The sequence below is a fragment of the Erwinia sp. PME.40.26/001 genome (assembly GCF_055556675.1).
Map to the genome: position 1 here is coordinate 32,970 of NZ_JBVHNP010000002.1, position 14,009 is coordinate 46,978.

General features: G+C 53.9%; 16 protein-coding genes. 8 read left to right on the forward strand and 8 right to left on the reverse strand.

Annotated features, from left to right (window positions below; genetic code table 11):
• Positions 1-132: 132 nt before the first annotated feature.
• Positions 133-1,587 carry an NAD-dependent succinate-semialdehyde dehydrogenase gene (locus ACZ3HG_RS07670; protein ID WP_465332630.1) on the forward strand — a complete coding sequence of 485 codons (1,455 nt, stop codon included), beginning with the start codon at positions 133-135 and terminating at the stop codon, positions 1,585-1,587.
• 37 nt (positions 1,588-1,624) lie between these two features.
• A complete protein-coding gene (locus tag ACZ3HG_RS07675; RefSeq protein WP_191934988.1) occupies positions 1,625-1,894 on the forward strand; it encodes a barstar family protein in 270 nt (89 codons plus the stop codon).
• Positions 1,895-1,976: 82 nt separating this feature from the next.
• On the opposite strand, the gene yhcN (ACZ3HG_RS07680) is transcribed toward ACZ3HG_RS07675, so the two are convergent.
• The 4 genes from yhcN (ACZ3HG_RS07680) to argR all read right to left on the reverse strand — a co-directional run bounded on the left by yhcN (ACZ3HG_RS07680) (position 1,977) and on the right by argR (position 3,880).
• Entirely contained in the window at positions 1,977-2,240 is a 264-nt protein-coding gene (gene yhcN / locus ACZ3HG_RS07680) for a peroxide/acid stress response protein YhcN (protein WP_191934989.1), read from the reverse strand.
• Positions 2,241-2,332: 92 nt separating this feature from the next.
• The gene (gene yhcN, locus ACZ3HG_RS07685) at positions 2,333-2,602 is read right to left on the reverse strand and encodes a peroxide/acid stress response protein YhcN (protein WP_191934990.1); all 270 of its coding nucleotides are present in this window, start codon (positions 2,600-2,602) and stop codon (positions 2,333-2,335) included.
• A gap of 117 nt (positions 2,603-2,719) precedes the next feature.
• Positions 2,720-2,983, reverse strand: a complete 264-nt coding sequence (gene yhcN / locus ACZ3HG_RS07690; RefSeq protein WP_191934991.1) for a peroxide/acid stress response protein YhcN — start codon at positions 2,981-2,983, stop codon at positions 2,720-2,722.
• A 426-nt stretch (positions 2,984-3,409) separates the two neighbouring features.
• On the reverse strand, positions 3,410-3,880 hold the full coding sequence (gene argR / locus ACZ3HG_RS07695; RefSeq protein ID WP_465332631.1) for a transcriptional regulator ArgR: 471 nt from the start codon (positions 3,878-3,880) through the stop codon (positions 3,410-3,412).
• Between the two features lie 316 nt (positions 3,881-4,196).
• On the opposite strand from argR, the gene mdh reads away from it, so the two are divergent.
• Positions 4,197-5,132 carry a malate dehydrogenase gene (gene mdh / locus ACZ3HG_RS07700; RefSeq protein WP_191934993.1) on the forward strand — a complete coding sequence of 312 codons (936 nt, stop codon included), beginning with the start codon at positions 4,197-4,199 and terminating at the stop codon, positions 5,130-5,132.
• Positions 5,133-5,203: 71 nt separating this feature from the next.
• On the opposite strand, the gene degS is transcribed toward mdh, so the two are convergent.
• From degS to zapG, 3 genes are all read right to left on the reverse strand, one after another.
• Positions 5,204-6,271 (reverse strand): outer membrane-stress sensor serine endopeptidase DegS, encoded by a 1,068-nt coding sequence (degS, locus tag ACZ3HG_RS07705; RefSeq protein ID WP_191934994.1) that lies wholly within the window; start codon positions 6,269-6,271, stop codon positions 5,204-5,206.
• Positions 6,272-6,351: 80 nt separating this feature from the next.
• The gene (gene degQ / locus ACZ3HG_RS07710) at positions 6,352-7,737 is read right to left on the reverse strand and encodes a serine endoprotease DegQ (protein WP_191937060.1); all 1,386 of its coding nucleotides are present in this window, start codon (positions 7,735-7,737) and stop codon (positions 6,352-6,354) included.
• A 116-nt stretch (positions 7,738-7,853) separates the two neighbouring features.
• The gene (gene zapG / locus ACZ3HG_RS07715) at positions 7,854-8,252 is read right to left on the reverse strand and encodes a Z-ring associated protein ZapG (protein WP_191934996.1); all 399 of its coding nucleotides are present in this window, start codon (positions 8,250-8,252) and stop codon (positions 7,854-7,856) included.
• Positions 8,253-8,427: 175 nt separating this feature from the next.
• Between zapG and zapE the strand changes: the two genes are divergently transcribed.
• The 5 genes from zapE (at position 8,428) to sspB (ending at position 12,094) form a co-directional block, all read left to right on the forward strand.
• A complete protein-coding gene (zapE, locus tag ACZ3HG_RS07720) occupies positions 8,428-9,555 on the forward strand; it encodes a cell division protein ZapE (RefSeq protein WP_465332632.1) in 1,128 nt (375 codons plus the stop codon).
• Between the two features lie 244 nt (positions 9,556-9,799).
• Positions 9,800-10,228: a 50S ribosomal protein L13 gene (gene rplM / locus ACZ3HG_RS07725; protein ID WP_056231094.1), complete on the forward strand. Its 429-nt coding sequence runs from the start codon at positions 9,800-9,802 to the stop codon at positions 10,226-10,228.
• A 15-nt stretch (positions 10,229-10,243) separates the two neighbouring features.
• On the forward strand, positions 10,244-10,636 hold the full coding sequence (gene rpsI, locus ACZ3HG_RS07730; protein WP_004168023.1) for a 30S ribosomal protein S9: 393 nt from the start codon (positions 10,244-10,246) through the stop codon (positions 10,634-10,636).
• Positions 10,637-10,943: 307 nt separating this feature from the next.
• Positions 10,944-11,585: a stringent starvation protein SspA gene (gene sspA / locus ACZ3HG_RS07735; protein WP_191934998.1), complete on the forward strand. Its 642-nt coding sequence runs from the start codon at positions 10,944-10,946 to the stop codon at positions 11,583-11,585.
• Positions 11,586-11,590: 5 nt separating this feature from the next.
• Positions 11,591-12,094, forward strand: coding sequence for a ClpXP protease specificity-enhancing factor (gene sspB, locus ACZ3HG_RS07740; RefSeq protein WP_191934999.1), 504 nt, complete (start codon positions 11,591-11,593; stop codon positions 12,092-12,094).
• 64 nt (positions 12,095-12,158) lie between these two features.
• Here sspB and ACZ3HG_RS07745 read toward each other — a convergent pair whose 3' ends face one another.
• Positions 12,159-13,916 carry a sulfite reductase subunit alpha gene (locus ACZ3HG_RS07745; protein WP_191935000.1) on the reverse strand — a complete coding sequence of 586 codons (1,758 nt, stop codon included), beginning with the start codon at positions 13,914-13,916 and terminating at the stop codon, positions 12,159-12,161.
• Positions 13,917-14,009: the final 93 nt, after the last annotated feature.

Sequence of the window (14,009 nt, forward strand, 5' to 3'; positions counted from 1 at the left end):
GCTGGCAGCGCCCGCTGCCAGCATTTTTTGCCGTTACATTCCCGCCACCCATGCCATTACGTCATAAAACGACCGTCGTTTGCCATCTATACTTATTCTCAGGCAAATAACACCCCTATCAGGAGATGAGTCATGGCCCTCTCAACGCTTAAGGATAACGAACTTTTTCAGACAGGTTTTCTGGTGGACGGCGTCTGGCAGCAGGCGGCCAGCACCTTTGATGTCTTAAACCCGGCGACGGGTGATGTCATTGCCCGGGTGGCAAAAGCGGGTAAAACGGAAACTGAGCAGGCTATCGCCGCCGCCGCGGCGGCTTTCCCCGCCTGGCGCGCTAAAACGGCCAAAGAGCGTACAGAGATTTTGTACCGCTGGTATCAGCTGATGATTGAGCATAAAGCCTGGCTGGGTCAGTTGATGACCGCCGAACAGGGTAAGCCGCTGAAAGAGGCAGAGGGTGAAGTTGAGTATGCCGCCAGCTTTATTCAGTGGTTTGCCGAGCAGGCAAAGCGGGCCAATGGTGAAATTATTCCCCCGGCTAAGGCCGGTAGCCGGATTTTTGCCACCCGTGAACCCATTGGCGTAGTGGCGGCTATTACCCCGTGGAATTTCCCGATGGCCATGCTTACCCGTAAGCTTGGCCCGGCGCTGGCGGCAGGCTGTACCGGTATTATTAAGCCCGCAAATAACACGCCGCTGTCTGCCTTTGCCCTGCTGGCGCTGGCGAAAAAGGCGGGGGTTCCAGACGGTGTGCTGAATGCGGTGGCGGGGGATACGCAGGCCATCAGCGATGCGATCATGGCCAGCCCGATTGTGCGCAAGATCTCCTTCACCGGTTCTACGGAAGTGGGCAAGCTGCTGATGAGAAAGGCGGCAGACACGCTGAAGAAAGTGTCCATGGAACTGGGCGGCAACGCTCCCTATATCGTTTTCGATGACGCAGATATTGATGCGGCCGTTAAAGGTGCCATCGCCAATAAGTTCCGCAATGCCGGGCAGGTATGCGTCAGCGTCAACCGCTTCTTTATTCACAACAGCATATATGACCGTTTTGTCAGCCAACTCGCCGCTGAAGTGGGCAAGCTGAAAGTAGGGAATGGCATGGACGACGGGGTGATCGTCGGTCCGCTAATAGAGACGTCTGCACTGGAAAAAGTGGAAGAGCACGTCAATGACGCAGTAGCAAAAGGCGGCAGGGTGGTGACGGGCGGTGCGCGGCACGCGCTGGGCGGGAATTTCTGGCAGCCGACCGTGATAGCCGAAGCCAGTGAAAGTATGAAGCTGGCGCAGGAGGAGACCTTCGGGCCGGTAGCCGCCTGCTTCCGTTTCGATGAAGAGGATGAGGTGATCCGCCGCGCTAACGACACCGAGTTTGGTCTGGCCGCCTATTTTTATACCCGAGATTTGCAGCGGGTATTCCGCGTGTCCGCCGCGCTGGAAAGCGGTATGGTGGGGATCAATGAGTGCGCAGTCTCTACCGAGCTGGCCCCGTTTGGCGGCGTCAAAGAGTCGGGGCTGGGACGTGAAGGGTCGGTGCTGGGACTGGACGAGTTTATGGAAGTGAAAGCCCTGCATCTTGGCGGGCTTTAGCCCGGTGAACGGCGAGGTGTCCTGCGGAGCAGTCAGTATGAGAAAAGAGTGTTTTGATTTTAACGAAATTGTCGATCAGGCCCATTTCTACCGTCAGTTCAGCGAACGATTCGGGCTGACGGCTGGGGGGATCGCTGACCTGGACAGCCTTTGGGATGCCATTATTCAGCCACGCATACCTTTGCCACTGGAAATAGAGTTTATTCATCTGGGTAGTGGTCAGAAGCGGCGTTACGGTGCGTTGATCCTGCTGTTTGATGAGGCAGAAGAGGAGCTGGATGGTCAGCTGCGCTTTAATGTCCGATAACCAGAAATAAAAAGGGCCCCGGCGAACGGGGCCAAAAAGTTCGTCTGGCCTGCCCATGATGGGGCAGGCTGTCGACGAGGAATTACTTATAGAGCTCGGCAGTGGCGTGCCAGCTGTCCTGATTACGCGCTTCAATAATGCGATAAGCGTGAGCACCTTCACTATCAGCCTTCGCTGACAGCTGCTGACGGATATCAGATGGCGTACCCGCCACGCCGCTTAACGTAATTGTCCCCGCAGATTGCAGATTTTCAGCCTGCTGGCTGTTCACCAGCTGTGCAGCAGATGCGCCAGCGCTGATGACGGATAGCAGACCCAATGCAGCGATGGTTGTTTTCATTTTCATTTTAATCTCCTCATTGTGACCAACAACCTGCGGATTCAATATCATGACCGCAGTCATGTCACGGCCGGGCGTTTCAGGCACCCGATACGGTGTTATTTATACAGCTGGGCAGTGGCGTGATAGTTATCGCCGTTACGCGCTTCGATGATGCGATAAGAGGTTGCACCCTGACGATCGGCTTTTTCAGAAAGCTGATGGCGGATATCCATTGGCGTTCCGGCAATACCGCTCACGCTCACGGTACCCACCGCTTGCAGGTTCTGGCTGGCAACCTGATCATTGGTTACCAGGTTTGCGGCAGCGGCACCGAATGAGAGAACAGAAGCAAGACCTAACGCAGCGACAGTAAATGTGGTTTTCATGATAAAGACTCCAGAATGTAGGTTTCGCGGTAACCGAAAGGGCTAAAAAGCGTTTGTTATACTTGGGGTTACCGTATTGATTAATTAATTAATTCAGATGCAGGCAAACTGTCTGACTTATTTGTACAGCAGGGCAGTCGCGTGCCAATTACCGTTCTCGTAGTTTTCGATAACGCGGTAAGCGCTTGCGCCTTTCTCTGTGGCTTTATTATTCAGTGCTTCACGCACGTCCATGGGAGAACCGGCAACGCCACTGACGCTGATCACGCCCATTGACTGCAGGTCTTTAGCCTGTTCGGCGTTAACCGATTCAGCGGCAAAAGCACCAAATGACAGCGCAGATAACACGCCAAATGCGGCAATAATAGTTTTAATGTTCATGATAATTTCCTCGTCAACTGTTTTTATCTTTTTGAATACTGTGATTTGCATCACGAAAACAAGTATAGATCTAATAACGTAAAAAATTAATAGCATGCTAATAATGTTTTGTTGGGATTCTTCCTACGCCTTGTGGTTTTTAATAACCAGACGTTATAAAAAATGCGTATAGTTTAACCACTCACTGTTAAAACCTTGTAAAAACAGCAGGCTGGGTGAAATTAGCGATCTGTGCTGTTAGTCGGTGCCGATCACATCGCTGAAATGAATCCAGAGGGTCTTACTGGCAGGTTGAGAATGGAAAAGGTAGTGGAATATATCGTTGTTCAGGATTTTAGTAGGGGATTAGAAAAGGCCGGTGAGATACGGCCTTTCGCACAATGACGCGACACCAGGTATTGCCTGCAGGTTAACTGCGTCTGTGGCTTATAACTCTTGTTCGAACAGAACCAGCACGGCATCGTGCAGCTGCTTCACCGTGAAGGCGCGTGCCGGGGTAATAAAGATGGTGTCGTCACCGGCAATGGTGCCGAGGATGCCTTCCGCTTTACCCAGTGAATCGAGCAGGCGGGCAATCAGCTGTGCGGCTCCCGGGCTGGTGTGGATCACTACTACCGCCTCATTATGGTCGATATCCAGTACCAGATTTTTGAGGGGGCTGGTTGTGGTCGGCACGCCCAGTTCCGCTGGCAGGCAGTAAACCATCTCCATTTTCGCATTGCGGGTGCGAACCGCACCGAACTTTGTCAGCATTCGGGAGACTTTCGACTGATTAATATTCTCGAAGCCGTCTTCCTGAAGCGCATTGACAATCTCGCCCTGCGAGCTGAATTTTTCTTCCTTGAGTAAGGCCTTGAAAGCCTTAATCAGTTCTTCTTGCTTAGATGGGTTACGCATAGGTTACCGATAAAAGGGAGTGATTAAAGGATATCCGCAGCGGGATATGACATTATTATGCAGTTAAATGAATTTTTATGCAAATAAGAAATGATTCAGGGGGGCATCGCTACCGGCGGGCAGGTAGTTTAGCAAATTTTCGTGCCGAAAAGAATTTGCTGAAACTGTGCTGAAATACGCACGATGTGAACAGTTTGTTATAATGATGAGGTTGTCCGCATCAGCGCTAAAGGTGTAATGTAACGCCGCATCACAATGCAAATGTAGATGGATTTCCCGGCACATGTAATATTCAAAATATAATAAGGAGTTTAGGATGAAAGTTGCAGTCCTCGGTGCAGCAGGTGGTATTGGTCAGGCTCTTGCCCTCCTGCTTAAAACTCAGCTTCCGGCTGGCTCAGAACTCTCTCTGTACGACATCGCCCCAGTGACCCCAGGTGTAGCGGTGGATTTAAGCCATATCCCTACCTCAGTCAGCATTGAAGGTTTCAGCGGTGAAGATGCAACCCCTGCATTGCAGGGCGCTGACGTCGTGCTGATTTCTGCCGGTGTGGCCCGTAAACCCGGAATGGATCGTTCAGATCTTTTCAATGTTAATGCCGGTATTGTGCGTAATCTGATTGAGCAGGTGGCATCAACCTGCCCGAAAGCGCTGATCGGTATCATTACCAACCCGGTGAATACTACCGTTGCTATCGCAGCTGAAGTGCTGAAAAAAGCGGGCGTTTACGATAAAAATAAACTGTTTGGCGTGACCACGTTGGACATTATTCGCGCCAATACCTTTGTTGCAGCGCTGAAAGGTAAGCAGCCTCAGGACCTGAATGTGCCGGTGGTCGGTGGCCACTCTGGCGTCACTATTCTGCCACTGCTGTCGCAGATCCCTGGCGTAACGTTCAGTGAGCAGGAAGCCGCTGACCTGACGAAACGTATCCAGAATGCCGGTACTGAAGTGGTGGAAGCAAAAGCCGGTGGCGGTTCTGCCACGCTGTCCATGGGTCAGGCGGCGGCTGTCTTTGGCCTGTCACTGGTGCGCGCCCTGAAGGGTGAAAGCAATGTTGTCGTCTGTGCTTATGTGGAAGGGGACGGCGAATACGCACGCTTCTTCTCACAGCCGGTACTGTTAGGCAAAAACGGTATTGAAGAGCGTCGTCCGATTGGCCAGTTGAGTGCGTTTGAAAAGCAGTCGCTTGACGGCATGCTGGCTACGCTGAAAAGTGATATTACCCTCGGCGAAGACTTCGTTAAGTAATCGCTTTATACCGGGAGCTGCCGCCTGATGCAGGACTGCCGCTCCCGGATCTGCTTTGTCACCGCGAAGGATTATTGACTCTGTCCCGGATTCTCGTCCGGATACTCCTGCACCGTAACGGGTAGCGTCAGTTTTTTATCCTCACGGCTGATTTCCACATTAATCACCGTCCCCGGACGGATCTCCGCCACCTGGTCCATGGTTTCCATGGGCGAGATAGCCGGAACGTTATTCACCCGCGTAATCACATCGTTAACCCGGATACCGGCCGCATCGGCGGGCCCGCCTGCTTTCACTACGGTGACCACGATCCCCTGGCCCTGGGGATGTTCCATACCGCTATTTTGCCCGCTAAACCGCCGAAACTCCTGACCGGTTATCCCAATGTAGCCACGGATCACGCGTCCGTCGCGGATCAGCTTTTCCATCACCTTGGTCGCCAGTTTAGTCGGTATGGCAAAGCCGAGTCCTTCCGGGGTTTCGCCATTGCTGCTTTTATCAAATGACAGGGTGTTAATTCCCATCAGCTCACCCAGTGAGTTGATCAGCGCTCCGCCTGAGTTACCCCGGTTAATTGAGGCATCCGTCTGCAGGAAATCCTGATGACGGGAAGGGCTCAGGCCGACGCGGCCGGTGGCGCCAATGATGCCCTGTGTCACCGTCTGACCGATGTTATACGGGTTACCAATCGCCATCACCAGGTCGCCAACGTGCGCAATACGCTGCGGGTTGATGGGGATAACGGGCAGATTAGTGGCATTGATTTTCAGCACGGCCAAATCGGTGAGAGAGTCCGACCCGACCAGCATGGCTTCGAAATAACGGCCATCCTGCAGGTTGACGATAATCTGGCTGGCATCGTTAATCACATGTTTATTGGTCAGGATATAGCCGCGGGGATCCATGATAACGCCCGATCCCAGCACGTCACTGGCACCGTTGGCGCTGCGGTTGTACACGTAAACCACGGCAGGCGCTGCGCGTCGTACGCCTGTGTTGTAGCTGACCGGCTCTTCGCTGGTACTGACAGTTGAATGTGACAGCAGGTCGCTACCCAGCCTGAGGCCAGGTATGGCGACGAGAAGAAGACCAGCCACAATCAGGCCAAGGATCACTGAACGCAAAATTTTAAGAAACATGGTCTTAGGCGGTGAATGAATGGACGAATGGCAGGATAGCATGAGTTACGCAGACACAGTAGCCTGTGTCTGCGCAAGGGTTAAGGCAACAGCAGATAGATATTCTCGCCGCCGCGCATGACGCTCAGCGCCAGCAGCGGAGGTTTTGCTTCCAGCAGTTTACGCAGTTCAGCCAGATTCTGCACCGGCGTGCGGTTAACGCCGACAATCACATCGTCTTTTTGCAAGCCAAACTGGGCGGCAGGGGTTGATTTGGCAACCTCGTCGACCTTCACGCCTTTTGTGCCGTCTTTTGCTGCGCCATCACTAAGGGTCGCGCCCTGCAGGGCGGGGGTCAGCAGGGCGGCGCTGGCACTGCTCTGGGTACTGTTATCCAGTTTGACAGTGACCGTCTGCGGCTTACCGTCATGGATCAGGCCAATTTTCACTTCCTGGCCCGGTGGCGTGGTGCCAATTTTCACCCGCAGTTCAGCAAAGTTGTTGACGGCTTTGTCATTAACGCTGGTAATAATATCACCGGCCTTGATCCCGGCTTTCGCCGCCGCCGACTGTGGCAGTACCTCATTGACGAAAGCGCCGCGCTGCACGTCGACATTAAACGCTTTCGCCATATCGGCCGTCATCTCAGTGCCTTTAATGCCTAACTGACCGCGTTTCACCTCACCAAACTGGATCAGCTGCTGCGCCAGGCCCATCGCCATATTGCTCGGGATAGCAAAGCCGATACCGATATTGCCGCCGCTCGAAGCCAGAATGGCGGTGTTCAGACCAATCAGTTCGCCGTTGAGGTTTACCAGCGCACCACCGGAGTTACCGCGGTTAATGGCGGCATCGGTCTGAATAAAGTTCTCCAGCCCTTCAAGATTCAGGCCGCTGCGCCCCAGGGCAGAGACAATACCGGAGGTGGCGGTCTGACCCAGCCCAAATGGGTTACCGATGGCCACGGCAAAATCCCCGACTTTCAACTTATCAGAGTCAGCGATCTTGACCTGAGTGAGGTGAGTGGCGTCCTTCAGCTGGATCAGGGCGATATCGGTCTGTTCATCGCGGCCAACCAGTTTGGCATCGAACTCACGGCCATCGCTCAGCTGGACGCTGATTTTGTCCGCCCCGCTCACCACGTGGTTATTGGTTAAGACATAGCCTTTTGCTGCATCAATGATGACGCCTGAGGCCAGGCCTTCAAACTCTTCGGATTTGTCATCACCCTGTGCGCCGTCCTGGCCATTCTGGTCGAAGAAGCGCTTTAACTGATCCGGGATGGGCTGCTGCTGACTGTCGCTTTCCGTTCCCTCAACATGCACGCTGACGACCGCAGGTAACACAGCTTCCAGCATGGGGGCCAGGCTTGGCAGAGGATCTCCCTGAACCTGCGAGGGGAGTGCTGCCTGGGTTGCCGGTACCACCGCCATATTGACGCCAATACTCAATGCTAATGCACTTAACAGAAATGATGTCTTTTTCATCGGAACTCAGCTCTCGCTATCAGGGGAAGGGGGGAACCGAAATTACAGGCAATATGTTGAGTCAAACAGGTATGACAGTGTAAAAACAGGGGGCACGGCACGGCCCCCGACACACATTACTTTGCGGCGCGCTCACCGCGCAGCAGGCCAGATGCACTGTCCGGGTAATCACGTGGCATCTGTACCGGCACCTGATCGTTATCCGCTTCGGACTCGGTTAGCTGATAAGCGAACGGGTTTTTTTCACCCGGCAGGTTTGGCAGCAGGTCATTCGATCCTTTAGCCATATGCTGATAAAGCTGACGATAGTCACGTGCCATGTTATCCAGCAGCTCTGCGCTGTGGGCAAAATGGTTGGTCAGCTCTTCACGGTAATCGGCCAGTTCGGCTTTACTTTTTTCCAGCTCATACTGCAGGCTGCGCTGCTCACGCAGTTTCCTGTTACCGAAACGCATGGCGACCGCGCCAATAATAATCCCAACTACTAACCCAATAAGCGCATATTCCCAGGTCATAATCACTCCCATATTGTCTTCGTTGTTCCGTAGGACCTTTCCAACTCATACCCGCCACTATAACCGCTAATCTCACGGAAGTGGAATCCTGCGGCAGCTTCGCTTAGTGTAGAACGACTTTTTTTTCGACGATCGACCGCGGGTCAGGCCATTTTTCAGGGAATGTGACTAAATTATGCAAACGATGTCTCCTCTGGCGCTTTATCAGCAAGCGCTGGAAAACGGCGAGTATCAGGCCGATGAAGTACAGCGTGCCGCCATCACCCGTTTAGACGGGATATATCAGGCATTAACCCGGGACAGCGCCGCAGCGGCACCTGCCGGCGGGGGGCTGTTTAGCCGGCTTAATAAGCTGCTGGGCAAAAGTAAAAACGATGCTCAGATACCAGTGCAGGGGCTGTATATGTGGGGCGGCGTCGGGCGCGGCAAGACCTGGCTGATGGACATGTTTTTTCGGGCAATTCCTGGTGAGCGCAAGCAGCGTCTGCACTTCCACCGTTTTATGCTGCGGGTACATCAGGAGCTGACCGCATTGCAGGGGCAGAGCGATCCACTGCAGATTGTTGCTGACCGTTTTAAAGCCGAAACCGACCTGCTGTGCTTCGACGAATTTTTTGTCTCGGATATCACCGATGCCATGCTGCTGGGCACGCTGATGGAAGCCCTGTTCAGCCGGGGCATAACGCTGGTGGCAACCTCGAACATTCCACCGGACGATCTTTATCGTAACGGACTGCAACGGGCGCGTTTTATCCCGGCCATTGAGATGATTAAGCAGCACTGCGAAATTATGAACGTCGACGCCGGGATAGATTATCGCCTGCGTACGCTGACCTCCGCACACCTGTGGATGACTCCGCTGGGGGATGAAACCAGTAGAGAAATGGAGCGGATGTTTATTGCCCTCGCCGGGAAACCGCGTGAAGACCACGAGCCGCTGGAGATTAATCATCGTCAGTTGCCGACGCTGGGCATGGCAGAGGGCGTGCTGGCGATGGATTTTCTCGCGCTGTGCGGCGAAGGACGCAGTCAGCACGACTATATTGAACTGTCACGCCGTTTCCACAGCGTATTGCTGTATGATGTGCCGGTGATGATTTACAAGACGGAAGACCAGGCACGGCGATTCCTGGCGCTGGTGGATGAATTTTACGAGCGTCATGTGAAGCTGGTGGTCTCGGCAGAAACATCACTTTATGAGATTTATCAGGGTACGCGGCTGAAGTTTGAGTACCAGCGCTGCGTCTCCCGCCTGCAGGAGATGCAGAGCGAAGAGTACCTGCGGCTGCCGCATTTACCCTGAAGCTTGCATTACTGTAACGTGATAGTAATTTTATCGCAGAAAACGTTCGATCTTTATGGGCGACTTCTCTATAATCTTGCGACCCCACGTTACAACAAAGGTTTTTTTCCCAAAACTCTTTGTGTTCCGGTAACTCTATCCGAAGGGGTGGGCTTACTGGTCAAGATGGTCGTGTGAGCTCCAACCGTTTATTCAAGCGTTTGGGATTTCACCAACGTGTAACTTAATTTGGGTAAGCTTTTAGATGAAAACTTTTACAGCTAAGCCAGAAACCGTCCAACGTGACTGGTATGTTGTTGACGCAACAGGCAAAACCTTAGGTCGTTTAGCGACTGAACTGGCTCGTCGCCTGCGCGGTAAGCACAAAGCGGAATACACTCCGCACGTCGATACAGGTGATTACATCATCGTTCTGAACGCTGAGAAAGTTGCCGTAACGGGTAACAAGCGTACTGACAAGATTTATTACCATCACACCGGCTTCGTCGGTGGTATCAAGCAAGCGACCTTCGAAGAGATGATTGCTCGCCGTCCTGAGCGTGTGATTGAAATCGCGGTTAAAGGCATGCTGCCAAAGGGCCCGCTGGGCCGTGCTATGTACCGTAAACTGAAAGTTTACGCGGGCAACGAGCACAACCATGCGGCACAGCAACCGCAAGTTCTTGACATTTAATCGGGATTACAGGCAATGGCTGAGAATCAAAACTACGGCACTGGTCGCCGCAAAAGCTCTTCCGCACGCGTCTTTATTAAGCCGGGTAGCGGTAACATCGTTATCAACCAGCGTTCTTTAGAACAGTACTTCGGTCGCGAAACTGCCCGCATGGTAGTTCGTCAGCCGCTGGAACTTCTGGACATGGTCGGTAAATTTGATCTGTACATCACTGTTAAAGGTGGTGGTATCTCTGGTCAGGCTGGTGCGATCCGTCACGGTATCACACGCGCTCTGATGGAGTACGACGAGTCACTGCGTGGCGAACTGCGTAAAGCAGGCTTCGTTACTCGTGATGCTCGTCAGGTTGAACGTAAGAAAGTCGGTCTGCGTAAAGCACGTCGTCGTCCTCAGTTCTCCAAACGTTAATTTTTTCTGCCAAGGCAGGATCGATTATCGGAAAACCCGGTGCCTGGCGCCGGGTTTTTTATTTTCTTCTGATGCAAAAAGCGCGAAACACACACCGCTTTACCATTTTCCCCCGCAATTCCGTGTGCGACCCCCCACAAGCTGGCTAAAATCTGGTAAACTGTGTGTCACTTTGTGCCCATTGGCCGGGTAATAACGTGTGTATCCTGTGTACCAGGGAGCGGTTAATTTTCGGGCCGGTGGCAATAATGAGTCGCCACGTGGATGGCTATTCGCAGTAATTTTCTCGATAAACTTGGAGGTTTACATGGCTGTCGCTGCCAACAAACGTTCGGTAATGACGCTGTTTTCTGGTCCGACTGACATTTTCAGCCACCAGGTACGCATTGTACTGGCTGAGAAGGGTGTTAGTGTCGAGATCGAGCAGGTTGAAACGGATAACCTGCCGCAGGATCTGATCGACCTCAACCCATACCGTACCGTGCCCACCCTCGTTGATCGCGAGCTGACGCTGTATGAATCGCGCATCATCATGGAATACCTGGACGAACGTTTCCCGCATCCTCCGCTGATGCCGGTTTACCCGGTTGCCCGTGGTGAAAGCCGCCTGATGATGCACCGTGTTGAGCAGGACTGGTACAGCCTGATGCGTAAAGTCGAAAATGGCACCGCGCAGGAAGCTGAAGCTGCACGTAAGCAACTGCGTGAAGAGCTGCTGGCGATTGCGCCACTGTTCGCCCGTACGCCGTTCTTTATGAGCGAAGAGTTCAGCCTGGTTGACTGCTATCTGGCTCCGCTGCTGTGGCGTTTACCACAGATGGGTATTGAACTGGTCGGTGCCGGGTCTAAAGAGCTGAAAGGCTATATGACACGTGTCTTCGAGCGTGATTCCTTCCTGGCTTCTCTGACGGAAGCGGAACGTGAAATGCGCCTGCAAACGCGGGGCTGATTACGATGGAAATGTCCCAACTTACCGCACGTCGTCCTTATCTGCTGCGCGCTTTCTATGAGTGGTTGCTTGACAACAATCTCACGCCGCATCTGGTCGTCGACATTAACTTGCCCGGCGTGATGGTGCCCCTGGAGTATGCCCGCGATGGTCAGATCGTTCTGAACATTGCTCCGCGTGCCGTGGGCAATCTCGAGTTGGGCAATGATGACGTTCGCTTCAGCGCCCGTTTTGGTGGCGTTCCCCGTCAGGTCTCCGTGCCTATGGCTGCGGTACTGGCGGTTTATGCGCGGGAAAACGGTGCCGGGACGATGTTTGAACCGGAACCGGCGTATGATGAAGCCGGTGAGTTTGAAGCTTCAACTGCACAGGATGATGATGCGCCAGAAACGGTCATGTCGGTGATCGACGGCGATCGTCCCGATGATGCAGGTTCTGATGACGATAACGGCCCCGACGATGAACCGCCTCCGCGCGGTGGTCGTCCGGCGCTTCGCGTCGTAAAATAAAAACGGGCCTTCGGGCCCGTTTTTTTTACACTGTCTATCCGGGAGCGCTTCGCCCCCGGATTCATCAGTAGACGTCGCGCAGGTAGCGCTTTTCTTTTTTCAGCTGGTCAACGTAATCGGCTGCGCGCTCTGCAGACAACCCGCCAAACTGCGTAATCACTTCATACAGCGCCTTATCCACGTCTTTCGCCATGCGCGAAGCATCGCCACAAACGTAGAAGTATGCCCCTTCCTGCAGCCAGGCATACAGCTCGGCACCCTGTTCCATCATCCGCGTCTGGACGTAGATTTTCTCTGCCTGATCGCGTGAAAATGCCAGGTCGAGACGGGTCAGCAGACCGCTTTCCTGCCAGGCTTTCAGCTCATCCTGATAGATGAAGTCATGTTCCTGATGCTGATCGCCAAAGAACAGCCAGTTTTTCCCTTTGGCACCGACGGCTTCGCGCTCTTCCAGAAAAGCACGGAAGGGGGCAATACCGGTTCCCGGACCGATCATGATCAGCGGTGCATCGCCGTTTGCCGGAACGCGGAAGGCTTTATTCGGTGAAATAAAGATGGCGGGTTTTTCACCGCGCTTGACGCGCTCGGCCAGGTAGGTTGAGCAGACGCCGCTGCGGGCACGGCCAGCGCTGTGATAACGGACGGAGGCGATAGTCAGGTGCACCTGGTTAGGATGGGCTTTCTGACTGGATGAAATCGAGTAAGCACGATGCTGTAGCGGACGCAGCAGGCCAACAAACTCCGGAATGCTCAGCGAACGGGTCACATCCAGCTGCAGCAGATCCAGGGTATCTTTGCCCCACAGCCACACGCCCAGGGCATCTTTATCATCGTGCTGTAAGACGTGGCGCAGCTCCTGGTTGGTGGTGTTCTGACCCACCCACTCAATCAGCTTGCGCGACGGCTCAGAAATCTCGAACTGGTAGGTCAGCAGGTCGCCCAGGCTGCGGTCAAAGCCAGGGACCGGGTTATCGTAGTCGGATTTCAGCTGCGTCAGCAGCAGGTTAACCAGTGCCGGCTCGTTGACCGGGATCACCCCCAGCGCATCGCCTGCTTCGTACTTCAGCCCGCTGTCTGTGAGGTCAAACTCAAAGTGACGGATATCCTTGCCGGACTTCTCACCGGACAGACGCTTGTTGGTCGCCAGGGCGGCGGCATAAGGATTATTTTTATTGCTGCCGGGGATCACCGGTGCTTCCGGTGCGCTCTCCAGCGCGGTGCCGCTGCTGCCTGCACTGGCGGCAAACTGCGGCATCGCGCCGGCGATCCATGCACTGGACGGCTCTTCGTAGTCGATATCACAGTCAATACGGTCACTGACGCGTTTTGCACCCAGTTGCTCAAGGCGCATATCAATAAATTTACCCGCCTGGCAGAAGCCATCGTAGCCGGTATCACCAATAGCCAGAACCGCAAAGTGCATCTGCTCCAGGCGCGGTGCAGTGCTGGCGGAAATCGCCTGCCAGAACAGCTGTGCGTTGTCCGGCATCTCGCCTTCGCCGTAGGTCGAGGTGATCACCAGCACGTGACGCATGGTGGCAAACACGTCGATATCCACTTCGCCCAGCCCCTGGACGACCGGCACCAGGCCTTTCGCCCGTGCGGCTTTTGCTGCGCTTTGCGCTAAGGCTTCAGCATTACCTGTCTGCGAACCAAACAGGATATGAAGCTGTGTGGTGGCGGAAGAGGCCGCAGAGCCTGCGGCCTGTGGCTGGTTTTCCAGCACCAGCAGACGTGAATGTAATCCGGCAAGGAAGCCTGCCAGCCAAAATTTCTGCTCGCCGTTAAACGGCGCGTCTTCAGGAATATAAGGAATCTTCATCAGTTTTATCTACTCAATCCCGTTGAATACTCGCCATGCTTCGGGCCGCAGAGGGGTTGGCTGCCAGCCCGAAACAGGGAAAGTATGAGTCAC